General features: G+C 71.6%; 18 protein-coding genes. 5 read left to right on the top strand and 13 right to left on the bottom strand.

Annotated elements, in window-relative coordinates:
- Positions 1-52: 52 nt before the first annotated feature.
- From GA0070614_RS21825 to GA0070614_RS21785, 9 genes are all read right to left on the bottom strand, one after another.
- Positions 53-775, bottom strand: coding sequence for a hypothetical protein (locus GA0070614_RS21825; RefSeq protein WP_088977709.1), 723 nt, complete (start codon positions 773-775; stop codon positions 53-55).
- Between the two features lie 76 nt (positions 776-851).
- Positions 852-1,829, bottom strand: coding sequence for a hypothetical protein (locus GA0070614_RS21820; protein ID WP_157745066.1), 978 nt, complete (start codon positions 1,827-1,829; stop codon positions 852-854).
- A 42-nt stretch (positions 1,830-1,871) separates the two neighbouring features.
- Positions 1,872-2,618: an MBL fold metallo-hydrolase gene (locus GA0070614_RS21815; RefSeq protein WP_088977707.1), complete on the bottom strand. Its 747-nt coding sequence runs from the start codon at positions 2,616-2,618 to the stop codon at positions 1,872-1,874.
- A 194-nt stretch (positions 2,619-2,812) separates the two neighbouring features.
- Positions 2,813-3,778 (bottom strand): PLP-dependent cysteine synthase family protein, encoded by a 966-nt coding sequence (locus tag GA0070614_RS21810; protein WP_088977706.1) that lies wholly within the window; start codon positions 3,776-3,778, stop codon positions 2,813-2,815.
- Positions 3,779-3,789: 11 nt separating this feature from the next.
- Positions 3,790-4,125: a MoaD family protein gene (locus GA0070614_RS21805; protein WP_088977705.1), complete on the bottom strand. Its 336-nt coding sequence runs from the start codon at positions 4,123-4,125 to the stop codon at positions 3,790-3,792.
- A 61-nt stretch (positions 4,126-4,186) separates the two neighbouring features.
- Positions 4,187-4,675, bottom strand: a complete 489-nt coding sequence (locus GA0070614_RS21800; protein WP_088977704.1) for a Mov34/MPN/PAD-1 family protein — start codon at positions 4,673-4,675, stop codon at positions 4,187-4,189.
- Between the two features lie 55 nt (positions 4,676-4,730).
- The gene (locus GA0070614_RS21795) at positions 4,731-5,225 is read right to left on the bottom strand and encodes a DUF2017 domain-containing protein (RefSeq protein WP_172892612.1); all 495 of its coding nucleotides are present in this window, start codon (positions 5,223-5,225) and stop codon (positions 4,731-4,733) included.
- 2 nt (positions 5,226-5,227) lie between these two features.
- On the bottom strand, positions 5,228-5,518 hold the full coding sequence (gene clpS, locus GA0070614_RS21790) for an ATP-dependent Clp protease adapter ClpS (RefSeq protein ID WP_088979582.1): 291 nt from the start codon (positions 5,516-5,518) through the stop codon (positions 5,228-5,230).
- Between the two features lie 115 nt (positions 5,519-5,633).
- Positions 5,634-7,166: a P-loop NTPase family protein gene (locus tag GA0070614_RS21785; protein ID WP_088977703.1), complete on the bottom strand. Its 1,533-nt coding sequence runs from the start codon at positions 7,164-7,166 to the stop codon at positions 5,634-5,636.
- A 198-nt stretch (positions 7,167-7,364) separates the two neighbouring features.
- Here GA0070614_RS21785 and GA0070614_RS21780 point away from each other — a divergent pair, with 198 nt between their 5' ends.
- The 4 genes from GA0070614_RS21780 to GA0070614_RS21765 all read left to right on the top strand — a co-directional run bounded on the left by GA0070614_RS21780 (position 7,365) and on the right by GA0070614_RS21765 (position 13,226).
- The gene (locus GA0070614_RS21780) at positions 7,365-10,043 is read left to right on the top strand and encodes a helix-turn-helix transcriptional regulator (protein ID WP_088977702.1); all 2,679 of its coding nucleotides are present in this window, start codon (positions 7,365-7,367) and stop codon (positions 10,041-10,043) included.
- A gap of 16 nt (positions 10,044-10,059) precedes the next feature.
- Complete coding sequence (locus GA0070614_RS21775) at positions 10,060-11,346, top strand: nicotinate phosphoribosyltransferase (RefSeq protein ID WP_088977701.1); 1,287 nt, start codon at positions 10,060-10,062, stop codon at positions 11,344-11,346.
- Between the two features lie 15 nt (positions 11,347-11,361).
- Complete coding sequence (locus GA0070614_RS21770) at positions 11,362-11,943, top strand: isochorismatase family protein (protein WP_088977700.1); 582 nt, start codon at positions 11,362-11,364, stop codon at positions 11,941-11,943.
- A 65-nt stretch (positions 11,944-12,008) separates the two neighbouring features.
- The gene (locus GA0070614_RS21765; RefSeq protein WP_088977699.1) at positions 12,009-13,226 is read left to right on the top strand and encodes an MFS transporter; all 1,218 of its coding nucleotides are present in this window, start codon (positions 12,009-12,011) and stop codon (positions 13,224-13,226) included.
- Between the two features lie 391 nt (positions 13,227-13,617).
- Here GA0070614_RS21765 and ctaD read toward each other — a convergent pair whose 3' ends face one another.
- Positions 13,618-15,375, bottom strand: coding sequence for an aa3-type cytochrome oxidase subunit I (ctaD, locus tag GA0070614_RS21760; protein WP_088977698.1), 1,758 nt, complete (start codon positions 15,373-15,375; stop codon positions 13,618-13,620).
- A gap of 175 nt (positions 15,376-15,550) precedes the next feature.
- Positions 15,551-16,663 (bottom strand): FAD-dependent monooxygenase, encoded by a 1,113-nt coding sequence (locus GA0070614_RS21755; protein WP_088977697.1) that lies wholly within the window; start codon positions 16,661-16,663, stop codon positions 15,551-15,553.
- A 406-nt stretch (positions 16,664-17,069) separates the two neighbouring features.
- Between GA0070614_RS21755 and GA0070614_RS21750 the strand changes: the two genes are divergently transcribed.
- Positions 17,070-18,218, top strand: coding sequence for a GH12 family glycosyl hydrolase domain-containing protein (locus GA0070614_RS21750; protein WP_088977696.1), 1,149 nt, complete (start codon positions 17,070-17,072; stop codon positions 18,216-18,218).
- A gap of 155 nt (positions 18,219-18,373) precedes the next feature.
- Here the strand turns inward: GA0070614_RS21750 and GA0070614_RS30635 are convergent, their stop codons facing one another.
- Both GA0070614_RS30635 and GA0070614_RS21740 read right to left on the bottom strand, forming a co-directional pair.
- Positions 18,374-18,715 (bottom strand): hypothetical protein, encoded by a 342-nt coding sequence (locus GA0070614_RS30635; protein ID WP_197701345.1) that lies wholly within the window; start codon positions 18,713-18,715, stop codon positions 18,374-18,376.
- A 65-nt stretch (positions 18,716-18,780) separates the two neighbouring features.
- Positions 18,781-25,671, bottom strand: a complete 6,891-nt coding sequence (locus GA0070614_RS21740) for a polymorphic toxin-type HINT domain-containing protein (protein ID WP_088977694.1) — start codon at positions 25,669-25,671, stop codon at positions 18,781-18,783.
- Positions 25,672-25,713 lie beyond the last annotated feature (42 nt).

Below are 25,713 nucleotides of genomic sequence, written 5' to 3'. Positions count from 1 at the left end.
CGGACCGTCCCCGGGTGCCGCGTCCGGCGCACGCGTCGGTGCCCGACCGTGGTCAGTGGCGGGGACCGAGGTGGAACCAGACCTGGAGGGTCCTCCGCCCCGTCGCCGTGGGGTCGGCGAGCGGCAGGGCGCCCCGGGTCTCGACGCGCACCGCGTAGCCGTCCCAGCGCCATCGCCAGTCGCTGCACGCGTCGGCGCCGGCCTGCGCGCGCCGCAGCAGGCAGTTGCGGATGTCGGTGGGGTCGAGGTCGGTCCGCCCGGCCCGGACCAGCCAGGCGTACAGGCTCTCCGGCACGTCGACGGGGCAGACGCTGCCCTGGCAGGTGACCTCGTAGACCACGGTGCGGGTCTCCGCGCCGTCGTTGTCCAGCGCCGACGTCTCGGTGAAGCCGTCGGGTGCGCCCAGCCGGGTCTGCGCCTCGGCCCGCTGCTTCGCGTCGTACCAGGGGCGGAACCAGCCGACGTAGCCGGCGGCGCCACCGCAGCCGAGGACCAGCACGACCACCACGGCGAGGACCACCCACACCGTGCCGCGCCCGCCGCGCGCCGGCGGGACCGGAGCCGCCCGGTACGGCTGCGGGCCGCCCGGTCCGGGGTGGCCGGGGACCGGCTGCCCGTCCGGACGCATCGGCTGCGGGACGGGCGGCGCCGCCGGGTGCGGGCCGGTGGGGTACGCCGGTGCGGCGGGGTGCGCCCAGGACGCGGGCCGGCCCGCCGCCGAGGGGTGGGCAGGGCCGGCGGGGTGCCCGTACGGGTTCCCGGAGGGGTCGCTCACGCGGCAGATCCTAGGGCGACGGCGGCCCGCCCGACGCCCCGCCGCCCTGCGCGCCCACCGCCCCGGGCCGCCGGGATCAGTCGCACTCGCGCAGCCGCATCAGCAGGACCATGTCCCGGTCCCATCCCACCGGGGCCTCTTCCAGTCCCTGGGTGGACGCCTCCGCCCGGCAGCCCCGCACGCGCCAGCGCCACTCGCACAACGGCCCACCGGGCCGCTGACCGTGGGCGACGCACCCGGCCACGTCGGTGACCTCGGTGCCCTGCGCCCCGGCGTCGGAGAGCCATTCGTGCAGGTCCTGCGCGACCCCGCGCGGGCAGACCCCCTTCGGGCAGCGGAGCCGGTACGTCGCCACCAGCACGTCGTCGCCCTGGAACGACTGCACCGCGGTGAACCCGCGCGGCACCCCGAGGTCCTCGCGGATGGCCTCCCGCTGCTGCGCCTCCTGCCGGGGCACGAACCAGCCGAACCAGCCGAAGAGGCCCCCACCGGCGCAGAGGGCGAGGATCAGCACCCCGGCCAGCACCAGGACGGCCACCCGCTTGCCGCCGGTGCCCGCTGCCCGGACGGGCGGGACCGGGCCCGGCGGCGGCCCACTCGCCGGGTACGGCCCGCCGTGCTGACCGGCCGAGGCCGGGTACGGCGCGAGCGGCTGCGGCCCCGCACCGGCTGGCTGCGCCCAGGCCGCCGCAGACGGCCCCGCACCCGCCGGGTACGGCCCGGCCGTCGGGTACGGCCCGGCCGTCGGGTACGGCCCGGCGCCGACCGGGTACGGCCCGCCCGACTGCCCCACGGGCGACCCGGTCGGCACCGGCGACGCAGCCGGCACGGCGGGCACGGGCGGCACGGCCAGCACGGGCGGCACGGGCGCGGGCGGCTGCTCGACGGGCGGCGCGAACGGTCCGACCGGGATCGGACCTGTCGGCCCTGTCCCGGCGGGGCGGGGCGGGAACGGTCCCGGCGCGGGCGGCTGCTGCGGCGCGGGTCCGGGCGGGTACGGCCCGGCGGGCACCCGACCCGGGCCGGCGTCGGGATGCGGGTGGGGATCGGTCACCCGCGAGATCCTAGGGTCAGCCGGCCCGCACCGGCTGCCCCGTCACACGTCGTACGTGGCGCCGGCGCGGACGACTTCCAGCGGCCCGGTGTACGCCCCGGCCGCCGCCTCGACGGTCTGCGACTCGCTGCCCCAGGCCACCACGAGATGGGTGAGCAGGAGCCGGCCCACGCCCGCCTTGGTGGCCGCCTCGCCGGCCTCCCGGCCGGTCAGGTGCAGGTCCGGCGGGTTGTCCATGCCGTCGAGGTAGCTCGCCTCGCAGAGGAAGACGTCGGCGTCCTGGGCCAGCCGCAGCAGGGCGTCGCAGGGCGCGGTGTCCGAGGAGTAGCAGAGCACCCGGCCGCCGTGCTCCAGCCGCACCCCGTACGTCTCGACGGGGTGGTTCATCCGGTCGACGGTGACGGTGAACGGGCCGATCGGGAAGGTGCCGGGCTGCAGGCCGTAGAACTGGTAGACGTCCTCGACCGTGCTGTCCTCCTGGCCGTACACGGCGGCGAGCCGGTCCGGGGCGCCGGACGGGGCGTACACCGGCAGCGGCGGGTACGGGCCGTCCGGGGCGTACCGGCGGACCACCACGTACGAGGCGGCGTCGAGGATGTGGTCGCAGTGCAGGTGGGTCAGGAGGATGGCGTCGGGGGCGTGCAGCCCCACGTAGCGCTGGAGGGTGGAGAGCGCGCCGGAGCCGAAGTCCACCAGGAGGCGGAAGCCGTCCGCCTCGACCAGGTAGGCGGAGCAGGGTGATTCGGGGCCGGGGAAGCTGCCCGCGCAGCCCAGGACGGTCAGTCTCATCCAGTCGCTCCGCTGTCACCGACCGTAGTCGACACGCCGGTGTCAGCACCGCTGATGATCTCTACCGACGCGTACGCCACGCTGCGCAGCCTACGCGCAGCGACGGCGGGGCAAGAATCGTCTACTGGAACTTGTCATCAACGTGACACCCACGGGGCCGGCCGGCGACGCACCGACCGGCCCGTGGCCGGGCATCACGCCCAGAGCTGTCCTTCGAGGGCGTCCTCGGCGTCGGCGAGGGTGCCGCCGTACGCGCCCGTGGAGAGGTACTTCCAGCCGCCGTCGCAGACCACGAAGGCGACGTCGGCCCGGCGACCCTCGCGCACCGCCTCGTGCGCCACGGCCAGGGCGGCGTGCAGGATCGCCCCGGTGGAGAAGCCCGCGAAGATCCCCTCCACCTCGACGAGCTGCCGGGTGCGCAGCACCGCGTCCCGGGTGCCGACGGAGAACCGCCGGTTGAGCACGGTGGCGTCGTAGAGCTCCGGGACGTACCCCTCGTCGATGTTGCGCAGGCCGTAGACCAACTCGCCGTAGCGCGGCTCGGCGGCCACCACCTGGATGCCGTCGACCTTCTCGCGCAGGTACCGTCCGGTGCCCATCAGGGTGCCGGTGGTGCCCAGACCCGCCACGAAGTGGGTGATCGTGGGCAGGTCGTGCAGCAGCTCCGGCCCGGTCGTCTCGTAGTGCGCCCGGGCGTTGGCCTCGTTGCCGTACTGGTAGAGCATCACCCAGTCGGGATGCTCGGCCGAGATCTGCTTCGCGGTCGCGACGGCCTGGTTCGAGCCGCCGGCGGCCGGCGAGAAGATGATCTCCGCGCCGTACATCCGGAGCAGCTGGACCCGCTCGGTGGAGACGTTCTCCGGCATGACGCAGACCAGCCGGTAGCCGCGCAGCTTGGCCACCATGGCCAGCGAGATGCCGGTGTTGCCGCTGGTGGGCTCCAGGATGGTGTCACCCGGACGGAGCCGACCGGCCTCCTCCGCCGCGCGGACCATGAACAGGGCCGCGCGGTCCTTGATGCTGCCGGTCGGGTTCCGGTCCTCCAGCTTCGCCCAGAGCCGCACCGGCGGTGCCCCCTCGGGCACCGTCGGCGAGAGCCGGGGCAGCCCCACCAGGGGGGTGCCGCCGCAGGCGTCGAGCAGGCTGTCGTACCGCGCCATGACGGCCGCCGTCAGCGGACGGCGGCGACGCGGCGGCCACCGGCCAGCGCGGCGGCGGCCGCGAAGCCGAAGGCGCCACCGGCGACGGCCGGCAGGATGGTCACGCTGTCGCCGTCGTTGAGCTTGGCGTCGAGCGCGCCCAGGAAGCGGACGTCCTCGTCGTTGACGTAGACGTTGACGAAGCGGTGCAGCGTGCCGGCGTCGGTGACCAGCCGGGCCTTCAGGCCGGCGTGCCGGGAGTCCAGGTCGGTGAGCAGGTCGCCCAGGGTGTCCCCGGCGCCCTCGACGACCTTCGCGCCGCCGGTGTAGCTGCGCAGGATGGTGGGGATGCGAACCTCGATGGCCATGGTGGCGTGCTCCTTGATCGGGTGTGCTCGGTGACGGGAGAGAGGGAACGGGGCTGAAGGGTCAGCGGCCCGAACACTCGTAGTCGACCGTCGCCGGGCTCTGCCCGAACATGTAGGACTGCACCGCGTGCGGGTCAACGGCGGCGTCCACGATCCGCACCGGCTCCTCGGTCACCACGCCGTCGACGATGCGGAAGGAGCGGATCTCCTCCGTGTCGGGCTCGCGGGTGGAGACCAGCAGGTAGTGGGCCCCGGGCTCACCGGCGAAGGAGATGTCCGTGCGGGACGGGTACGCCTCCGTCGCGGTGTGCGAGTGGTAGATGACGACCGGCTCCTCGTCGCGGTCGTCCATCTCCCGCCACACGCGCAACTGCTCCATCGAGTCGAACTCGTAGAACGTCATCGAGCGGGCGGCGTTGTCCATCGGGATGTGCCGGGTGGGGGTGTCGCTGCCGGCGGGACCGGCGACCACGCCGCACGCCTCGTCCGGGTGGTCCCGGCGCGCGTGGGCGACGATCGCCTCGACGATCGACCGGTCGATGCTCAGCACGTGGCCCAGCCTAGCGCCCACCTGCCGGGCCCGGCGAGGCGGCGACCGTCACACTTCAGTCGATCAAGGCGTTGAGCAGGGACTCCTGCAGGTAGCCGAGGTAGGCGTATACCGACAGTTGGAACACTCGGGACGAGGTGGGGTCCTCGGCGACCGCGTCGTCCAGTTCCTCGCCGAGGTCGGTGCCGTCCTTGATCTCCAGCCGGACGCCCATCGCCAGCCGGGCGTCGTTGAGCGCCCGCAGCCACGCCTCGGCCGCCTCGGCGTCCAGCCGCACCTCGCCGCCGGCGGAGTCCGGCAGCGCGGCCAGGATCGCCCCCGCCTGGTCGATCTTGGCGGTCTTCAGGTCGCCCTCGGTGTACCGACGGAACTCCGCGGTCCCGGCCGGGTCGTCCGGGTACGCGTCGGGGAAGAGCCGCCCGACCACCGGGTCGCCGTGGTCGAACCCGTCGGTGAGCAGCCCGACCACCTCGGAGGCGACCTTGCGCAGCACGCGGACCTCGTCCACGGCGAAGGTGGCGACGTACCGGTCGCCCTGGCGACGGAACATGCTCACGAGCGCTCCACCGTCGCCCACAGCCCGTACGCGTGCAGCTGCGACGCGTCGTGCTCCATCCGCTCCCGGGCGCCGGTCGACACCACGGCCTTGCCCTTGTGGTGCACGTCCAGCATCAGTTTCTCGGCCTTCTCCCGGCTGTACCCGAAGAGCTTCTGAAAGACCCAGGTCACGTACGTCATGAGATTGACCGGGTCGTCCCAGACGATCGTCACCCAAGGCCGGTCCGACACCGGCACCTCGTCGGTGTCCGGCGTCTCGACCGGTGCAACCTGTGGAGCCGCCATGCCCCCCATCGTGCCACCGGATCCGGCGAACCGATGAACCGGAACGCCGGGGCCGTCCGGTTCACCCTCCCGGACCGCGGTGACCGGGCCGGGCGACAGCGCGTGGGCCACGCGCTCAGGCGAGCAGGATGCCGTGGTCGAGCGCATCGGAGAGCACCGCGCCGAGCGAGAGACGGATCACCTCGAAGCGCCGGGACACCTCCCGGCACAGCTCCAGCTCGACCTCGCGCAGCGCCCGCTGGGCCCAGGACCGGGCGCCGCTCGGATCGTCGTTGCCGGGGCTGCGCCAGTGCTGCCAGCACCCGCCGGAGAGCGCCACCCCCACCGGCGGCAGCACCTCGTCGCGCGGTGCGCCGGGGTGCCCGGCGAGCGCGTCCAGCGCCGCCGCGCCGGTCAGGTCGCCGACCCCGGCGGTGCTGGTCACCAGGAGCACCCGGTCGAGGTCCCGCCCGGACGGCTGGTCGGCCAGGCGCAGGCGGGTGGCCCGGGCGATGCGGCGCCGGACCCCCTCGGCCACCGGCGCACCGAGCACCTGCGCGGCGGCCTCGTCGACGATGCCCCGGACCGCCTCGTCGCACTGCACGGTGGCGAGCAGCGACAGCGCCTCCATCTCCCGGTCCAGCAGCTGCGGCAGACCCGCGCAGCCGACCCCGAAGACGATCTCCTGGACCACCCGCAGGTGGGCGTTGGCCAGCTCCAGGGCGAGGTGCTGGCGGATGCTGCGGGCGCAGGAGCGGCTCTGCCGTTCCAGCCACTCCGACCACGCCCCGGCGTCGGCGTCCGGCGGCACGCTCACCCGGCCGCGCTCGCCGGGCAGCTCGGGCGGTTGCAGGCTGGCCCGGCGCAGCCCCTCGTCGGCCGCCCAGCCCACCAGCGCCCGGCGCAGGCCGGGGTGCTCGGCCTGGTGCACCGGGAACCACCGGGCCCCGGCCAGCGACGGCACGGCGGCGAGCAGCGCCGCCCGGTGCGCCTCGACGCTGACCTCCGCCGGGTCCACCGGCGACGGGACGGACTCCCCCGTGTCCTCCGTCCCGGCCGCCTCGGTGGTCGTCGCCCACCCTCCGGCACCCGGGGTGACCACGAAGAAGACCGCGACCGACGCGCGGGCCACCTGGGTGAGCAGGTGCAGCTCGGCGGCGCCGAAGGCCTGGTCCGCGCCGATGACGAAGAGCAGCGCCCCGCCACGCCCGACCGCGTCGAGCAGCACCCGGCCGCCGGCGACGCCGAGGGTGTCGGTGTCCGGCGTGTCGAGCAGCGCGAAGTGGCGCAGCAGCGGCTCGGGCAGGTGCAGCTCCACCCGGCGCGGGGGCCGGGCCAACGCGGGACCGGCGGCCGCCTGGTCCGCGCCGTAGGAGTGCGGCTTCGAGTAGCCCGGGACGTAGGCCGCGCGGGTGGCCGTCCGGTCGTGCCGGACCAGCAGGGTGCTGCCGGTCGGCACGGCGAGCATGCCGGAGGAGACGCCCAGCAGGGCGGCGAGCACCTCGCGCCGGGCCGCGCCGGCCGGGCCGGCGGCGACCACGGTGAGCGGCTCGTCGGACGCGGGCTCGGTGACCCCCAGGCGCGTCGTCAGCGGAGCGCAGCGGGGCAGCCCGGCTGCGCCGCCAGGACCGCCGGGCACGTCGACCCCGGGGAGTGGGCCGGGTCTCATCGGTGGCCTCCCGGTAGGGCGGGCAGTGGCTCCGCCCGCGGACACGTCCGGTGTGGTGGCACCCCGGATGCCGGAAGAGTAAGGGCTCTTACCGACTGGCACGGAACACCTCGGATACTCACCGGTAACTGCGAGATTACTCAACTTCGCAGCGTGACGGTGCCCGCGCGGACGGAATTCCATCGATATGCTGCTCCGATGAGTCGGTGGTGTTTCGTCGGCCGAACGGACGAACTTGACCGTCTGCAATCGGCGGTGGACGGGGTCGAGGGACGCGGGCTCTTCTTCAGCGGCAGCGCCGGGGTCGGCAAGAGCCGGCTGCTGCGCGAGGGCGTCCGCGCGCTGCCCCCCGAGCGCTACGCGATCTGGTACGTCGCCGCCAGCAGCGCCACCGCCGCCCTGCCCTTCGGCGGGCTGGCCCAGGTGCTCCCCGCCGAGCAGCCCGAGGGCCTCTCCCCCGCCGGGGTGCTGCGCTGGGCCGTGGAGGTGCTGCGGGAGCAGGCGGCCGGCCGGCGGATCGTGCTCGCCATCGACGACGCCCACCTGCTCGACCCGCCGTCGGCGGCGCTGGTCCACCTGCTCGCCCGGCAGGAGAACACCACCGTCCTGGGGACGCTGCGCAACGGCGAGCAGATCCCGCTGCCGATCCGGGCGCTCTGGACCGACGACCTGGTCGAGCACGCGGAGCTGGCCCCGCTGGGTCCCACCGAGACCACGAACCTGCTCGCCGCCATCCTGGACGGTCCGGTCGACGCCGGCTCGGCCGAGCGGCTGTTCCGGCTCTCCGCCGGCAACCCGCTGCTGCTGCGCGAGCTGGTGCACGCCGCGGCCGGCGGGGGCGAGCTGGACCGCCGCTACGGGGTCTGGCGCTGGACCGGCCGGCTGGAGCTCGCCCCCAGCCTGACCGACCTGATCGACACCCGGATCGGCCGGCTGGAGTCGGGCGTACGGGCGGTGGTGGAGCTGGTCGCCTTCGGCGAGCCGCTCGGCCTGCACCTGCTGAGCCAGGCCGCCGACCCGGCCGACGTGGAGCTGGCCGAGGAGCGCGGCCTGATCACCGTGGTGCAGGACGACCGCCGCTTCGACGCCCGACTGGCCCACCCGCTGTACGGGGAGATCATGCGCCGCCGCTGCCCGGTCAGCCGGACCAGACGGTTGCAGGCCCGCCTGGCCGAGCTGCTGGAGGCGGTCGGCGCGCGCCGCCGGGGCGACCTGCTCCGGGTCGCGGTGTGGCGGCTGGACTCCGGCACCGCCCAGGACGGCACCCTGCTGCTGGGCGCGGCGGCGCAGGCGTTCGCCCGCTACGACGTACCCCTGGCGACCCGGCTGGCCCGCGCGGCGCTCGACGCCGACGGCGGCTTCGACGCCGCGGAGCTGCTCGCCACCATCCTCATGTTCGCCGACCGGCCGGACGAGGCGGTCCGGGTGCTCGACGCGGTGACCGGCGAGGTCACCTCCGACCGGCGGCTCAGCCGCTGGCTGACGGTACGCGGCATGGTCACCTACTGGGGGCTCAGCCGGGAGTCCACGGTGGAGGAGATCGCCCGCGCGGGCGCAGAGCTGGCCGACCCGGGCGACCAGGCGCGGGTCCGGGCCTTCGAGGCGATCATGCGGCTGCACGGCCTCGACCCGACGGAGGCGCTGCGGCTGTCCCGGTCGGTGCTCGACCGCCCGGCCGCCGGCGTGGCGGCCCGCGAGCTGGCCCGGTGCACCATCGCCCACCTCGACGCGGCGCGCGGGCAGTTCCGGCGCAGCGCGGCGGCGATCGCCCGGGTGCAGGCCGAGGCGCCGGCCTGGCGGGCCGACATGCCCTACCTCCAGCTCGCGATGGAGCTGGCCCGGGGCACCCGGCTGGCGCTCGCCGGCGACCTGGCCGGCATCGACGCGATCGCCGCGGACGAGTTCGCCGACCTGGCCGGGGCCGGCGACTTCCGGCTCGGCACCGGCTACCTGGCCATCCTCCAGGCGTACGCGGCCCGGCTGCGCGGGCGCAGCGGCGACGCCCTCAAGATCAGCCTCGGGGCCTGCGCGGTGCTGGCCACCAGCCGGGTCTACGCCGGGCTGGCGCACGCCGAGCGCGCCCAGGCGGCAGCCCTGCACGGCGACGCCGGGGCGGCGGCGGAGGCGATGGCCGAGGCGGACCGGGTGCACACCCCGGGGATGGCGGTGCTGTACCCGTGGCTGGAGCAGGCCCGGGGCGCGGTGCTGGCGGCCGGCGGCGACCTGCCCGGGGCCACCAAGCACCTCGCCGACCTGGCCGACCGGCTGCGCGCCGACGGGCTGGCCGGGCACGAGGTGCTGGTCCTGCACGACCTGGTCCGGCTGGGCCGGGCGGACACGCCGGTCGGGCCGACCTGCACCGACGGCGGCCGGCGTACGGTGGCGCAGCGGCTGACCGAACTCTCCGACCGGGTCGACGGGGTGCTGCCGCCGCTGCTCGCCCGGTACGCCCGGGCCACCGTCGCCGACGACGCCGCGGACCTGCTGGAAGTGGCCGACGCCTTCGCCGCGCTGGGCCTGACGGTGTGGGCCGCCGAGGCCGCCGCGACCGCCCTGCACGGGCTGCGCCGGGCCCGCGCCGCCTCGGCCGCCGCCGCCCACCAGCGGCTCGGGGCCCTGCTCGGCGCCGCCGACCAGATCCGTACCCCGGCGTTGGAGGCGCTGCGTCCGGCGCTGACCGACCGGGAGCGGCAGATCGCCGGGCTGGCCGCGGCGGGGGTGACCAGCCGGCTGATCGCCGAGCGACTGTTCCTCTCCACCCGGACGGTGGAGAACCACCTCCAGCGGGTCTACAGCAAGCTCGGCATCACCGGGCGGGCCGAACTGCCGGCGGCGTTGCGCTCGATCACGGGCCACGACGGCGACGGGACGGAGTGAACTCTAGGCTGGGGCGGTGAGCACCCTTCGCCCCGCGCTGCTGACCGACCACTACGAGCTGACCATGGTCAGTGCTGCCCTGCGGGACGGCACGGCCGAGCGCCGCTGCGCCTTCGAGGTGTTCAGCCGGCGGCTGCCGACCGGCCGGCGGTACGGCGTGGTCGCCGGGACGGGCCGGCTGGTCGACCTGATCCGCGACTTCCGCTTCGACGCGACGGAGATCGACTTCCTGCGCCGCACCGGCGTGGTCGACGACGCCGCCGCCGAGTGGCTGGCCGGCTACCGCTTCACCGGCGACGTCGACGGGTACGCCGAGGGTGAACTCTTCTTCCCCGGCTCGCCGATCCTCACCGTCTCCGGCAGCTTCGCCGAGTGCGTGGTGCTGGAGACGCTGGTGCTCTCGGTGCTCAACCACGACTGCGCGGTGGCGGCCGCCGCCGCCCGGATGGTCACCGCGGCCCGGGGCCGGGCGCTGATCGAGATGGGTTCGCGGCGGGCGCACGAGGAGGCGGCGGTGGCCGCGGCGCGGGCGGCGTACCTGGCCGGGTTCCGGTTCACCTCCAACCTGGCGGCGGGGCAGCGCTACGGCATCCCGACCGCCGGCACGGCCGCCCACGCGTTCACCCTGCTGCACGACGACGAGAAGGCGGCGTTCGCCTCGCAGGTGGCCACCCTGGGCAAGGACACCACCCTGCTGGTCGACACGTACGACATCACCCAGGGCATCCGTAACGCGATCGAGGTGGCCGGGCCGGAGCTGCGGGCCGTCCGGATCGACTCGGGCGACCTGACGGTGATCGCCCAGCAGTCCCGGGAACTGCTCGACTCGCTCGGCGCGACCGAGACGAAGATCATCGTCTCCGGCGACCTGGACGAGTACGCCATCGCCACGCTCGCCGCCGAGCCGGTCGACATGTACGGCGCCGGCACCGCCGTGGTCACCGGATCCGGCGCGCCGACCGCCGGGCTGGTCTACAAGCTGGTCGAGGTGGAGGGCCGGGCGGTGGTCAAGCGCTCCGAGCACAAGGCCACCATCGGCGGCCGGAAGGTCGCGGTACGCCGGCACAAGCCGACCGGCACCGCCACCGAGGAGGTCGTCGTGCCGCAGGGCGTGCCGGACCGGCAGCCCAACGACCGGCTGCTGCAACGCTCGTTCATCGTGGACGGGGAGCCGGTGGCGCTGCCGTCGCTGGACGAGTCCCGGGAGCACCTGCGGCAGTGCCTGATCTCGATCCCCTGGGAGGGGTTGAAGCTCTCCGCCGGTGACCCGGCCATCCCGGTCACCGTCGTACCGGCAAGCTGAGGAAGGACACCTCCGATGGCCAACGCCTTGATCATCGTGGACGTGCAGAACGACTTCTGCGAGGGCGGCTCGCTCGCCGTCGCCGGCGGCGCCGGCGTGGCCGCCGGGATCTCCCGGCTGCTCGCCGCCGAACCGCAGCGCTGGGACCACGTGGTCGCCACCAAGGACTACCACGTCGACCCGGGGGCGCACTTCGGCGATCCGCCGGACTACGTCGACTCCTGGCCGCGGCACTGCGTGGTGGGCACCCCCGGCTCCGAGTTCCACCCCGAGCTGGAGACCGGCCGGGTGGAGGCGATCTTCCACAAGGGCGAGCACGCCGCCGCGTACTCCGGCTTCGAGGGGCACGCCGAGGGCGGCGAGTGCCTGGCGGACTGGCTGCGCCGGCACGACGTGGACCGGGTCGACGTGGTGGGCATCGCCACCGACCACTGCGTACGCGCCACCGCGCTGGACGCGGCCCGCGAGGGCTTCGACACCACGGTGCTGCTCGACCTGACCGCCGCCGTCGCGCCGGAGACCCTCGACGTGGCGGTGCGGGCGATGCAGGGCGCCGGGGTGACCTTGCAGGGTGAGGCTGTGATGCGGGCCGCTTGAGCCGGTAAACGGCTTGCCGATGTCGTACCCCCGGCGAAGGATGGCCGCCGGAGGTACGGACCATCGTGAACTTGACACCTTACCGGCAGGCGCTCGCCCAGCCCGGGCTCCGGTCGTTGCTGCTGGTGTCCGTCCTGGCCCGTGTCCCGCTCACCGCGACCGGGGTGACGCTCACCTTCTTCGTCGTGCTCGACCTCGGTCGCGGCTACGGCGCCGCCGGCCTGATCGGCGCCGCGCTGACCGTGGGCGCCGCGATCGGCTCGCCGCTGCTCGGCCGCCTCGTCGACCGGCACGGCCTGCGCCCGGTGCTCGCCGTCACCACCGTCGCCGAGGCGGTGTTCTGGGCGAGCGCGCCGACGCTGTCGTACCCGGTGCTGCTGCCCGCGGCGTTCTTCGCCGGCCTGCTCGCCCTGCCGGTCTTCTCGGTGATCCGCCAGTCGATCGCCGCGCTGGTGCCGCAGGAGCGCCGCCGACCGGCGTACGCGCTGGACTCGATGTCGGTGGAGCTGTCGTTCATGGTCGGGCCGGCGCTCGCCGTCGCCCTGGCCACCGCCGTCTCGGCGCGCTTCACGCTCTGGGCCGTCGGCGCGGGCGTGGTCGGCGCCGGCGTCACGCTCTGGCTGATGAACCCGCCCACCCGCAGCGCCGACGAGCCGGTGGGGCCGCAGCCCCGGGTGCCCCGTCGGGTCTGGCTGACCCCCCGCCTGCTGGCCGTGCTGGCGGTCAGCGCCGGGGCCACCCTGGTGCTGGGCGGCACCGACGTCGCGGTGGTCGCCGTGCTGCGCGCCGGCGGCGAGGTCGGCTGGACCGGCGCCGTCCTCGCCATGTGGGCGGTCGCGTCGCTGGTCGGCGGCTTCGCGTACGGCGCGGTCCAGCGGTCGTTCTCCCCGCTGGCGCTGGCCGCCGTGCTCAGCCTCTGCACCATCCCGGTCGGGCTGGGCGGCGACCACTGGTGGCTGCTCTGCCTGGCCCTCGTCCCGGCGGGCGCGCTCTGCGCCCCGACCCTCGCGGCGACCGCCGACGCGGTGAGCCGGCTGGCCCCCTCCGGGGTCCGGGGCGAGGCGATGGGCCTGCACGGCTCCGCGGTCACGGTCGGCATCGCGCTGGGCGCGCCGCTGGCCGGTGCGGTGATCGACGTCTCGGCGCCGCTGTGGGGCTTCGCGGTGACCGGCGCGGTCGGGCTGGCGCTGACCCTGGCGGTGCTCCCGCTGGAGCTGCGGCACCGGCGCGCGGCGGCCGTCGCGCCGGGCGAGGCCACCGAACTGGTTCCCGCGACCACCTGACCCGGCGGCCCTGCTCCCGGCGCGTCGACCGGCCCCTCCCCCTGCTCTGCTGCCACCGGCGCGCCAGGCACACAGCGTGGTGGTCGTTCTGTTCCCGACCCGGGGCCCACCGGATCGTCCCTGGTCACAGGGGTGGTGCGGTCATGGCAGCAGAGCAAAGCGGCGACAGCGCCCTCTCGCCCTCCCGCCCCACCGGTGACTTTCCGTCACCCGTAGGGTGCCGCGCGAGCTCGTGCCTGCCCGCCGCCGGGCAGGACCGGCACCTCTCCGGGCACCGTCGGCCCCGCCCACCGACCTCGATGCCGAGGGCGCCACGGGCGCCGGAGAAACGGCGACGGGCGCCGTACCCCTGGTGTGGGGTGCGGCGCCCGTGGCGGTGTCGTGCGGAGCGTCAGCGCCGGTCGAGGTCGCTGGCGGTGTCCTCCTGGTAGCTGGCGCCACCGTCGGACTCGGAGGTGAGCGGCTTGGCACCACCCTCCGGCGGCCCGGCCAGGGTCTGGCCGGCGGCCAGCTCCGGGAACTTGTGGTCGAAGGCCGGCCGCTCGGAGCGGATCCGCGGCATCCGGTCGAAGTTGCGCAGGGGCGGCGGGGAGGTGGTCGCCCACTCCAGCGAGTTGCCGTGGCCCCACGGGTCGTCGACCTCGACGACCGGCCCGGTCTTGTACGACTTCCAGCAGTTCCAGATGAACGGCAGGGTCGAGATACCGGTGATGAACGCGCCGATCGTGGAGATCATGTTCAGCGTGGTGAAGCCGTCGCTGGGCAGGTAGTCGGCGTACCGACGCGGCATGCCCTCGTTGCCCAGCCAGTGCTGGACGAGGAACGTGGTGTGGAAGCCGATCATCGTCAGCCAGAAGTGGATCTTGCCCAGCCGCTCGTCGAGCATCCGGCCGAACATCTTCGGGAACCAGAAGTAGATGCCGCCGAAGACGGCGAACACGATGGTGCCGAAGAGCACGTAGTGGAAGTGCGCCACCACGAAGTACGAGTCGTGCAGGTGGAAGTCGATCGGCGGGCTGGCGAGCAGCACACCGGTGAGGCCACCGAAGAGGAAGGTCACCAGGAAGCCGACGGCGAAGAGCATCGGCGTCTCGAAGGTGATCTGGCCCCGCCACATCGTGCCGATCCAGTTGAAGAACTTCATACCGGTCGGCACGGCGATCAGGTAGCTCAGGAAGCTGAAGAACGGCAGCAGCACCTGGCCGGTGGAGAACATGTGGTGCGCCCACACGCTCATCGACAGGGCGGCGATGGCGATGGTCGCGGCGACCAGGCCCTTGTAACCGAAGATCGGCTTCCGCGAGAAGACCGGGATGATCTCGGTGATGATGCCGAAGAACGGCAGCGCGATGATGTAGACCTCGGGGTGCCCGAAGAACCAGAACAGGTGCTGCCAGAGCATCGGCCCGCCGGTCGCCGGGTCGTACACGTGGGCGCCGAGCAGCCGGTCCGCGGCGAGCGCGAACAGGGCGGCGGCCAGCAGCGGGAAGATCAGGATCGCCAGCAGGCTGGTGACCAGCATGTTCCAGGTGAAGATCGGCATCCGGAACATGGTCATGCCGGGGGCGCGCAGGGTCAGGATCGTGGTGATCAGGTTGACCGCGCCGAGGATGGTGCCCAGACCGGAGATGGCCAGGCCGACCACCCACATGTTCGCCCCGACGCCCGGCGAGTGCTCGACCGTGCTCAGCGGGGTGTAGGCGGTCCAGCCGAAGTCGGCGGCGCCACCCGGGCTGATGAAGCCGGCCGTCGCCATGGTGCCACCGAAGAGGTACAGCCAGTAGGCGAAGGCGTTGAGCCGGGGGAAGGAGACGTCCGGCGCGCCGATCTGCAGCGGCACGACGTAGTTCGCGAAGGCGAACACGATCGGCGTCGCGAAGAACAGCAGCATGATCGTGCCGTGCATGGTGAACAGCTGGTTGTACTGCTCGGGCGACAGGAACTGCAGGCCCGGCCGCGCCAGCTCGGCTCGCATGATCAGGGCCATCAGGCCACCGATCATGAAGAACACGAACGCGGTGACCATGTACATGATCCCGATCTGCTTCGCGTCCGTGGTGCGCAGCAGCCGCGCGATGGCCGACCCCTTGACCGGCTCTCGGACCGGCCATGGCCGGGTCACGACCGGCTTGGGTGCGACGGTGGTCACGAATGGCCTCCGGTTCTCGGTTGTCCCGCTCGGCACGCGCTGGTATCTGCGAGCCGTCATCCGCAAGGAGGATAGTCCCCGGCAGGTGGCAACGCCGCTCGGGGTGGTGCGGCAGGCTGGGCGGGGGGTCTGTCCCGCGATCGGGCCGGGTCGACGCGGGCGACCCGTCACGGGATCAGAGCGGGCCGACCAGCAGCCGGTAGTGCTCCCGGAAGATGCGGTCGCCACGCCCGCGCAGCAGCGGGTCGCGCAGCGCCGGCGGGACGTCCCGGGTCCGGTTGCGGTCCCGGGTCCGGTCCCGCACCCATCGGGTACGCGGACGACGGCGGCTCTCGTACGCCACCAGCGCCGCCTCGACCGTGCCGGCGGCCTGCAGCGACTCGGCGAGCACCACCGCGTCCTCCAGCGCCATCGCGGCACCCTGACTCAAGGTCGGGGCGGTGGCGTGGGCGGCGTCGCCGACCAGCAGCACCCGGCCGCGGTGCCAGCGCCCCAGCTCCACCTCGTCGGTGAGCCCCACCTGCACGTCGTCGCCGATCGCCTCCAGCACCGCCGGCACCGGGCCGCCGTAGGAGCCGAAGAGTTCCCGCAGCCGGGCCGACGGGTCGGGCGGCGCGACCGTGCCGGCCTCGTCGGCGTAGCAGTAGAGCCGTCCCGCGCCGATCGGCACCACGAGGAAGCCGGCACGCTGGCCCAGCAGGGCGGTCCAGTCGGTGATTTCCGGCCCGTCCCGGACCACGGTGCGGTAGACCACCTGACCCGCCGGGCGGGGCGGGCCGCCGAGCGCGGCCAGGCTGCGCACCGCCGATCGGGGTCCGTCGGCACCGATGACCAGGTCGTACTCGCCGCCGGTGCCGTCGGTGAAGGTGACCCCGACGCCGCCGGGCAGCAACTCCACGGCGCTGATCTCGGCGCCGTGCCGGACCGCGCCACCCGCACCGCTGAGCAGCACCTGGTAGAGGTCACGGCGGGGCAGCGCCCGGCAGTCGCCCACTCCGGCCCAGAGCGCGTCGAGATCAACCTCACAGAGCAGATCGCCCGCCGCGTCGAGGAAGCGCTGCCGGTGGATCACCTGCCCGTACGGCCGGACCGGGTCGTCCAGGTCGAGGCGGCGCAGCGCCCGCGCCGCGTTGCCGGGGAGGAAGAGGCCTCCGTCGACCTGCTCGTTCGGCGGGAGCTTCTCGGTGACGTCCGGCCGGAAGCCCGCCAGGCGTAGTGCCCGAGCCACGGCGAGCCCGGCGATGCCCGCGCCGACGACGAGGATGCGCAGGGGGGAGCTGCCACCCATGGTGGTGTACGCCTCCGGAGGGGATCGGCACGCGTTGAAGGCAAGACACTACTCCCCGCGATCGACGCACGGTAGATCTGATCGGCCCTGGCGGGCACGCCCCTCGGAGTGATGACGCCATTCGCGTATCTCATTCACGTCCCCGCCCGACCGAGCCACCCTCATTCGGGCCGGCAGCCACCTCGCCCCCCAGGCTGACCTGCGACATCAGCCGACCCGACGGCCTCTCGCACGGCGACGCATGGAAGTTCCACGACCACTGCGCTGCGCGACCACGTGAATTCACTTAACCGGTTCGGTTGCAATGCCGTTGCAGGCATGTAAATGTGTCGACTGAACCTGGGAGCGCTCCCGCCCGTGTCCCCCGTCCCACTCGGCGCCCCCGCGCCGTAGTCCAAGGAGCATCATGAAACGTTCACTCCGGGCCATCGCCGCGGCCGGCCTACTGGCCGCCGGGTCGATCGTCGCCGTCGCCCTCGGCGGCAACGCCTCCGCCGACACCCAGATCTGCGAGCAGTACGGCTCCACCACGATCCAGAACCGGTACGTGGTGCAGAACAACCGCTGGGGCACCACCGCCCAGCAGTGCATCAACGTCACCAGCACCGGCTTCGAGATCACCACCCAGCAGGGCTCCTCGCCCACGAACGGCGCGCCGGTGTCGTACCCGTCGGTCTTCGCCGGCTGCCACTACACCAACTGCTCCCCCGGCACGAACCTGCCGATCCAGGTCAGCCAGATCAGCAGCGCCACCAGCAGCATCACCTACAAGTACGTCAGCGGAGCCACCTACAACGCCTCGTACGACATCTGGCTCGACCCGACGCCCAAGCGGGACGGGGTGAACCAGATGGAGATCATGATCTGGCTCAACCGCCAGGGCCCGATCCAGCCCATCGGCTCGCCGGTCGGCACCGCCACCATCGACGGCCGCAGCTGGGAGGTCTGGCGCGGCAGCAACGGCTCCAACAACGTCATCTCGTACCTGGCGCCGTCGGCGATCAGCAGCGCGAACCTCAACCTGCTCGCGTTCATCAACGACACCCGCAACCGGGGCGCGATCACCAACAGCTGGTACCTCACCAGCATCCAGGCCGGCTTCGAGCCGTGGCAGGGCGGCGCCGGCCTCGGCGTGACGTCCTTCTCCGCCAACGTCAACGGCGGCGGCTCCACTCCCCCGCCCACCACGACGCCGCCGACCACCCCGCCGCCGTCGTCGCCCCCGCCGTCGAACGCCGCCTGCACGGTGAAGTACACGCCGGCGAGCGTCTGGAACAACGGCTTCACCGCCGACGTGACGATCACCAACCGGGGCTCCAGCACCATCAACGGCTGGAACCTGACCTACAACCTGCCGACCGGGCAGCAGGTCACCAACGCGTGGAACGCGACCGTGACGCAGAGCGGGTCCGCGGTGAGCGCGCGAAACGTGAGCTTCAACGGGTCGATCGCACCGGGTGGTACCGCGAACTTCGGGTACCAGGGGACGCTGAGCGGGGCGTACTCGTCGCCGACCAGCTTCTCGCTCAACGGGGTCGCCTGCTCGCGGGCGTGACAGCCCCTGCCGAGTAAGTTCCCAATCCAGGAATAGTCGTTCAGTTTGCGCCCCTGCATACGCAGTGCGGGCTCCGTCAACTAGACGGAGCCCGCACCGCTATTGAGCTACTGGCCATCCCTCGGCGACGTCCGCCTCAGGCAGAGGCACTCCACCTAGGACGCATCGCCCCTGCCCCGCTCCTCCACCAACGCACGGAGACGCCGGAGTTCTGCGGCCATTCTGGGCACCGCCTCCCTCGCCATGGCGATAAAGGCGGCGTTCTCATCCCAACGGCCATCAGCCACATCGACGTAGCGAGGATGCTGGACGAGGGTAGCGGCAACAATCTCCCGATGGTCGAACCCTGGCCACCTTTCACCTTGGCCGGAATCAGGGACAGTGCTGATCGCCAGCAACCCCATTGCCGAGTCGTCGTCTAGATTCCTCACAAACCAAGGACCCGGAGTGGCTGCTGCACTCAACTCCTCAATATCCGCCAACTCGTCATCGCTCAAGAAATCGCCCCTACCCATAAGGTCGATCCTTCCAGCACGCCAGAGGGCCAGCAATTACCGTCGTGTCAGAATCCTTCGATGGCATGACCCAACCGCCTGGCATTTCTTGCAAACTGTTGGTCATTTGTCATCAAGGGCAGGCCTTCCTGCCTCGCCGAGTCAAGCACCGCAGCATCACTGTCCTTCATGACGGGCCTGAAGGACTTCCCCTTCCACATAGCCCTGAGGCTACCCTGGATGGCCTTCACCCCACCTTCTGTCGCGGGAGGCCCCATCCTTCCGCCACGTGCCGACAGCCACCCATCAACGGCCTCGGCCGAGTGCTTCTCTAGGAGTTCGCCACGGGCAGTAGGCGAAAGAACCGGGTTACGCCCTCCCAGAGCGGCATCCACTGCGGCTTCCTTGCCTTCGCCCAACGCGGCCGAGACAACGTTGGTGTCGACCGCGACCTCGCAGTTGTGAACAAGGACAGGAGTCGGGCCAGCAAGCACGTGATAAGAGTGGATGGTGTCGACCGTCAGGTCATGCATCACTCTCTGACCGTGGTGCGATACGACTTCCACTACGGTTGCAGATACCCCACTCGACGTCAGGAGACTCTCGCCGATCTGAAGTTCGGCGGCCCCCAACCACGCCAACCGGTCCTGGCTCCAGAAGGGGTGATTCTGCGTCGTTTTGATTACCTGGTCGTCTACACCAACTACGGAGACAGTAACGTCGGCCAGGTCGATGTCCAGGTTGATATGCGTGGCGACAACTGGCCGCGCCTCAGACCTCCCTGTCTCGGGGTCCGTGGCCAGAACCTGATCGCCCGGCTTGACTTCTTCGATCCGCCGCGTTGATCCATCGGCCAAGAGAACCAGCGTTCCCGGGGCGAAGCTGTGCTTTCTGCAGGCATTGAAGAAGTCCTTGACTCCGCCAACGAGGTCGCCTAGAAGTCCCTTTACCCGGCTGGTCAGGTTGGCAAGTTTCTTCCACTTCCAAGGCGCTCCGTACCGCACAGCAAGTTTGCCCAGAACACCACCGAGCATCGCTCCCGCGATGTTTCCAGCCGTGGCGAGGCATCCACCCATATCGCCCTGCGTGAAGCAGTTCAGGGCATCAGTGATACCCAACTCATCCATCAGGATCTTTGCCAGTGCCTTGGCCGAGTCAAGAATCCGCTGCTTGGCCCGAGCGATACGTGCCTGCCGCTCTCTTTCAGCAGCCGCAGCAGCGGCACGGGCCTTGTCGGCCGCCGTGGCGCGAGGGTTGTTATGGACGTTGATCGTCGGTTCATCTGGGTCGTACGCCCCGGAGCAGCCACCACACCCGTCGTTGTGCCCCTTGACGTTGTGGTAGTTGCCGTACATGTCCTCGTAGTCCGCACCGGGACCGCAGGCGTCATCGGAGCACGCCTTGAGGCCATCGGGGTCGGAGAACGAGATCGGGTTGTTGTTGGCGTACGCGTACCCGTTCATCTGCTGCGGGTCGCCGTTGTCAATGATGGGGTCGACCGAGATGAACCGACCGGTGACGATGTCGTATTCGCGAGCACCGATGTTCACCAGCCCCGTGGTTGAGTCCACGTTGCCGTTGACGAAGCCCTTCTCTGTCGGCCACTGCCCCGGCGCAAGCGGGTTGCCCCGGTTTTCGCCGAACGGGGTGGTCCGCCGGTGCGTGATGGCACCCGTCTCGTCGACCGTCGCCTGGCCAGTGCCGTGATGGTCGGAGGCGACGTAGAACAGGCCATTGAGCTTGCGGACGATCGTGCCGCCACCCGGCAGCGAGTAGTAGCGGGTGGCGTCGGTGGCCCGGGTGGTGTGGTTGAGCCGGATCTCCATGCCCGGCAGGTAGAGCGTCGTGCTGTTCGGCTCCTTCCGGAGCATCCGCGAACCGTCGACGTCATATAGGAAGCTGGTCTTCTTGCCGGTGGCGTCGGTGACCGACTCGAGGTTGCCTTCGGCGTCCCAGACCAGGGTCTGGTCCTCGCCGACCTTGGTCCGCCGCTTGGTGTTGCCGGCTGCGTCGTACTCGTAGGAGTAGAGACGGTCGCCCTGCGGGGTGGTCTCGGTCATCTGGCGCAGCGTGTGCGGCTGCGCCGTGCCCGCCGTCGGGTACGTGTACGACCGGTTGATCAGCGTGCTGCCGTCGGTGCCGTACTGCGTCTCCGTCTTGCGGTTGCCGGTCACGTCGAACGTGTAGGCGTGGTGGTACGGGGCCACCCCGCCGACACCCGTCACCGACGGGCCGCCGACGCACGGGTCGGTCGCCGTGCTCGCCGACGTCCAAGCCCGCTCCATCCGGCGCAGGTAGTCGTAGGTGAAGCACTGCACGTCCCGAGTGCCCGACGGCGTGTTGGAGATCCGCAGGATGTTGCCGGACGGGTCGTACGTGTAGTTGGCGTCGAGGTCGATCACCGGCGCGCCGCTGCGGTCCAGCCGCAGCTTGGACAGCCGCTTCGTGCCCTGCTCGTACTGGTAGGTGGACCAGACCTTGTTGGCGCCCAACGCCGCCTCGGTCTGAATGACCTCACCCGTGGTCGAGTAGTCGACATCCGTCAGGTAGGGGGCGTCACCGTTGGTGGCGGTGAGGCGCTCCAGCCCGTCGTAGGTGTAGGCGATCGCCTCGAAGGGCATGCCACCACCCTCGGACATGCCGACGGAGGCCACAGTGCCATCACTGTTGTACTCAGTGGAGAAGGTATAAAGGCTAGCTAGCTCAGCGCCCGCGTGCTCCGGAACTTGATAGTAGGTGGCGTGCGGTCGATAGAACTCATCGAAGGCGGTGTAGTAGGTGGCATACTCCGCCCCCTCGACCCATCGGCTCGCCGATGAAAGTTTGCCCAGCATCTCCAGGTCGTAGGTCCAACTGCTGAGAAGTACACCCGACTCGGCCGTGCCCTTGTAGGTGGCGGTCGTCCGACCGATCGCGTCGTAGGTGGTACTGATCATTTGGCCGGCGCCATTGGTCGTGCTGGTGACCCGGTTCAAATTGTCATAGGTCGTAACGGTCGTCCCCGCATCCGGGTCGATCGACTTGACCTGCCGGCCGAGTTGGTCGTACTCGTGCCTCCAGACGTTGCCCGCCGGGTCCTTCACCGTGGCGAGCTGACCGGACGGGGTGTAGGTGTACTCCGTCTTGTCGAACGCGCCCGACGGACCGGTGCCCTTGTACTGCAACAACTGGGTGGTCTGTCCGATGGCGTTGGTGACCTTGGTGGTGGGCGTGCCACCCTCCGGCGGGTCGACCGAGATTCGGTCACCGCCATACGTGGTGGTGGTCCGCCACTTCTCGTTGCCCGCGACGGAGGTGATCTCCGCGGTGACCCGGTCGGCGCCGTCGTAGACGTAGAACGTCTGGCCCTCCACCTCGCCGATCGTGGCGGGGAAGATGGTGTCGGCCGGCGCGCCCGCGGCGTTGTACGTCGCGTACGTCCGATCGAGCTTGCCGGTCGGGGTGTACATGGTGTCGGCGACCATGCGGGTGCCGTTCGGCCCCTCGGTCTGCACCTGGCGCGGGCGCAGCAGGCCGTCGTGCAGCTTGTACTCGACGCTGTAGCTGCCGTCCGTCTGCCGTTTCTCGGTCTTGACCGCGACCGGCTTGTCCGTGCGGATCAGGTAGGTGTACTTGATGTTCGGGTCGAGCCCGGCGGCGCCGGTACGGTCCGGCATCCAGACCTTGGTCAGCCGGCCCAGCGGGTCGTACTCCAACTGGCTGACCAGGTTGTTCGGGTCGGTCTGCTTGACCGGGCTGCCCCAGGCCGGGGCGTACTCGGTGGTGGTGACGTGGTCGAGCGGGTTGGTCTCGACCACCTTGGTGGTGAGGCCGTTCGTCTCGGTGTACGCGGTGGTGGTGGTCTTGCCCATCGCGTCGGTCGCGGTCAGCGGCCGGCCGTACGAGTCGAAGGTGCCCGACGAGGCCGTGATGTAGGTGGCCGTGGTGCCGTCGTGGCTCTTCAGCCGCTCCGACTTCGTCGGGTTGCCGAGCGTCGGTGCAACCCCGAAGGCCTTGCCGTCGTAGAGCGTCCGGGTGTCGGAGATGACCTGGGTCTTGCGGTCCGGCGTGACGGAACACGCCACCGACACCGACTCGGTCCGCGCCACCAGGCTGTAGAGGTGGGCGGTGGGGTTGTCGGCGTAGGTGGTGCGGTTGCACGCCTCGTCGCCGGTGACGTTGACGTCGCCGAGGTTCTCAGTCTGGGTGACCCGGCCGAAGGTCGTCTCGAAGCTGGAGACGTTCTTGGTCTCCCGGAAGCCGCCCGCCGCCAGCGCGACGAAGCTGCGGGTGGTCGAGGTGTTGGTGAACCAGGCCTTCTTGTCACCCCAGGTGTGCGACTCGGTGGCGGTGTTGTGCCGCCAGGGGGTGGCGATGTTGCGGCTGACCACGGCCGAGCCGTTGTAGACCGTGCTCTCCAACTGGTGCCCGGAGAACTGGTCGTAGTCGATGTGCTCGACGCCCGCCGAGTCGGTCACCCGGACGTCCCGGGTGTCCGTGCTGCTCGGGATCTTGTCGCCGTGCATACCGCGCAGGTAGCGGTACTCGGTCTTGGTGGTCTGCACCTGGCCGTTGCCGACGGTGACCACGACCTTGCCGTAGCCGCGCCACTCGCTCCAGGTGAGGTCCTTCGGGTCGCCGATCCCGTCCGGGTCGGCCTTCCGCCAGGCGGCGCCGTCGAGGTAGTCGTACTTGGTGACCATGTCCGGCGCGCCGCCGGTCCGGTCGGTCTCGATCACCGCCGCGACCACGTACTTGAAGAACCAGTCCGTGATCGGGTCGCCGGTGCCCAGCGGGTTCCACTTCACCGGGTAGCAGCGCTTGGTGCTGTTGCCCTCGGTGGGCAGGGTTGTGGCCGTGCAGTCCGGGCTGGCGTAGTTGACGTCGATCTGCCCGCCGGTGTCGGTCCACACGGTCGCGAGGCGGAACCGGACCAGCGGACCGATGTTGTCGTTGTCCCGGTCCACCCGGTTCGGCAGCTGGAGACCGCCCAGCTCCACGGACGGCATGGCGATGTCGGCGGCCGAGCCGTACATGCCGGTGTGGGTGATCTTGTGGAGCCAGAGGGTGCGGGAGCCGTCACCGTTGTCGGTGAGCAGGTGGTCCAGCTTCCAGTTGTCGACCGGGGTCCAACCGGCGCCCTCGCGGATCTCGGTGGTGACGCCGGTCAGCCGGGCCCGGGTCCAGAACGTCGGGCTGATCTGGTCGAGCTTGCACTTGACGTTCGCGTTGCAGTTGCGGTCGAACGGCACGTCCGGCCAGTACGGCGCGGTGGTGGCGTTCAGGTCCGCCGGGTCGCAGTCGATGGTGCCGGACGGCAGGCACCGCTCCTTGACGTCGAAGCGCACCCGCGCCGGCGCGTTGGTGGTGTAGACGGCGTTGTGCCGCTGCCCGTAGTCGATCCGCTTGAGGTGACCGCCCCGGTGGTAGGGCACCCCGTTGACGTCGGTGTTCTTGGCCCGGGCGTAGTGGTTCGTCTCCCGGGTGTAGAAGTACGAGCTGACGTTGCCGTAGCGGTCCTTGACGTAGTCGAGGCTCCACCGCCACGCCTGGTTGCAGTGCGACTCGAGGAAGGTGGCCTTGTTGCATGGCTCGTTCGCGTCGTCGCCGAAGACCGGGACGGTCCAGACGGAGTTGGTCTCCTCCTTGCCGCTGACCCAGCCGTCGAGCCGGTTCTTGCCGAAGTAGTACTCGGTGCCATCGGTGGTGGTGACGACCCAGTACTCACCGTCGTTGTCACCGTTGACCGCACCGGTGAACCGCTGCACCTTGGAGCCGTCGTCGGTGGCGAACTTCCAGGTGCTGCCGCTCTTCACCAGCTCGGTGGACTTGCCGTTGAGCAGGATCGTGGCGTTGTCGTACGCCCAGCACTGGTCGACGTACTGGTCGTGGCCGTCGTCCGAGCAGCTCTTGTAGCGGCGCTCGATGTGGCCGGGCTCGTAGTTGAAGCCCTCACCGACCCAGGAGCCCTGGTTGTTGGTCGCCGCGGTACGGCCGTCGACCGACTGCGACGAGTAGGCCAGGGTGATGCCCGGGGCTCCGCCACCCGGGACCGGCGGCGTGCGCATCGGGTAGCTCCAGGAGAAGCCACCGGTGGACGGGGCCACCGACCACTTCGACGACGGCGCCAGCTTGGTCGCGCCGTAGTCGCCCTGGGAGGAGGACTCGGTAGCGGCCATCGCGAAGGTGGTGCCGGCTGCCGCCGCGCTCACCGTCGCCGACAGGGTGCGCGTGGTGTTGTCGTTGACGGTCGGCACCGGCTGGGCGGCGCAGGCCGCCTTCTCCGGCGTGGTCAGCGCGCACTCCGGCAGCTTCACCAGCGTCAACCGGGAGCCGAAGTCACCGCCGTACGCCCCGGCCAGCCCGTCGTAGCTGACGCCGAGCTTGATGTCACCGGCGCCCTGCTGGCCGTCGGTGCGCTGCACTCGCACCAGCGGGCCGTCGACCTTCGCCCGCTCGGTCGCCTTGCGGTCGAGCACCTCGACGCGGATCTTGCCCGGCGCGGTCGACGGTGTAATGGACGGTGCCACCGCTTTGGCGTCGACCTTCGCCGCGGGAGCGGCCACGGCCGCGACCGACACCGCGAGACCGCCGGCCTTCGCGGTCGCCGCGGGTCCGGTGGTGGCCTTGGCGGCCTTGCCCGCGTCACGTGCCCCTGCCGGCGTCGGCGCGATGACCGGAGCGGCGGGCACGGTGATCTCGGTGGCGCCCGCCGCCGGCCAGGTGACCTTGGCGGGAGTGGTCGTGGCGGCGTCCGCCGCCGGGTTGCCCTTGCGCGGCTTCACACCGAGCGGGGCACGGTTGGGCACGGTCTTGCCCGTGTCGGTGGCCGTTGGGCGTTTACGTTCCGCCGCGGCCGAGGCGGGGGCGGTGGCCACCTGGATGAGACTCATGCTCATCACACCGGCCATCGCCCAGGACACCGGTCGCACCACCCGGCGCTGCACAGCGCCGGACGCGACCAGGAGTCGGGAGAACATCCACCCTCCCCAGGGGTCGATTGGAAAAAGAGAGTTGCATCG

Source organism: Micromonospora coxensis, assembly GCF_900090295.1.
Taxonomy (GTDB): domain Bacteria; phylum Actinomycetota; class Actinomycetes; order Mycobacteriales; family Micromonosporaceae; genus Micromonospora; species Micromonospora coxensis.
Note: the sequence above shows the minus strand (reverse complement) of the source record. Positions and strands in the feature narration are given on the sequence as shown.

Coding starts and splice junctions, on each gene's coding strand:
- GA0070614_RS21815 (WP_088977707.1), bottom strand. CDS start 2,618: ATGAGACTGACCGTCCTGGGCTGCGCGGGCAGCTTCCCCGGCCCCGAA.
- GA0070614_RS21810 (WP_088977706.1), bottom strand. CDS start 3,778: ATGGCGCGGTACGACAGCCTGCTCGACGCCTGCGGCGGCACCCCCCTG.
- GA0070614_RS21805 (WP_088977705.1), bottom strand. CDS start 4,125: ATGGCCATCGAGGTTCGCATCCCCACCATCCTGCGCAGCTACACCGGC.
- GA0070614_RS21795 (WP_172892612.1), bottom strand. CDS start 5,225: ATGTTCCGTCGCCAGGGCGACCGGTACGTCGCCACCTTCGCCGTGGAC.
- clpS (WP_088979582.1), bottom strand. CDS start 5,518: ATGGCGGCTCCACAGGTTGCACCGGTCGAGACGCCGGACACCGACGAG.
- GA0070614_RS21785 (WP_088977703.1), bottom strand. CDS start 7,166: ATGAGACCCGGCCCACTCCCCGGGGTCGACGTGCCCGGCGGTCCTGGC.
- GA0070614_RS21780 (WP_088977702.1), top strand. CDS start 7,365: ATGAGTCGGTGGTGTTTCGTCGGCCGAACGGACGAACTTGACCGTCTG.
- GA0070614_RS21770 (WP_088977700.1), top strand. CDS start 11,362: ATGGCCAACGCCTTGATCATCGTGGACGTGCAGAACGACTTCTGCGAG.
- GA0070614_RS21755 (WP_088977697.1), bottom strand. CDS start 16,663: ATGGGTGGCAGCTCCCCCCTGCGCATCCTCGTCGTCGGCGCGGGCATC.
- GA0070614_RS21750 (WP_088977696.1), top strand. CDS start 17,070: ATGAAACGTTCACTCCGGGCCATCGCCGCGGCCGGCCTACTGGCCGCC.
- GA0070614_RS21740 (WP_088977694.1), bottom strand. CDS start 25,671: ATGTTCTCCCGACTCCTGGTCGCGTCCGGCGCTGTGCAGCGCCGGGTG.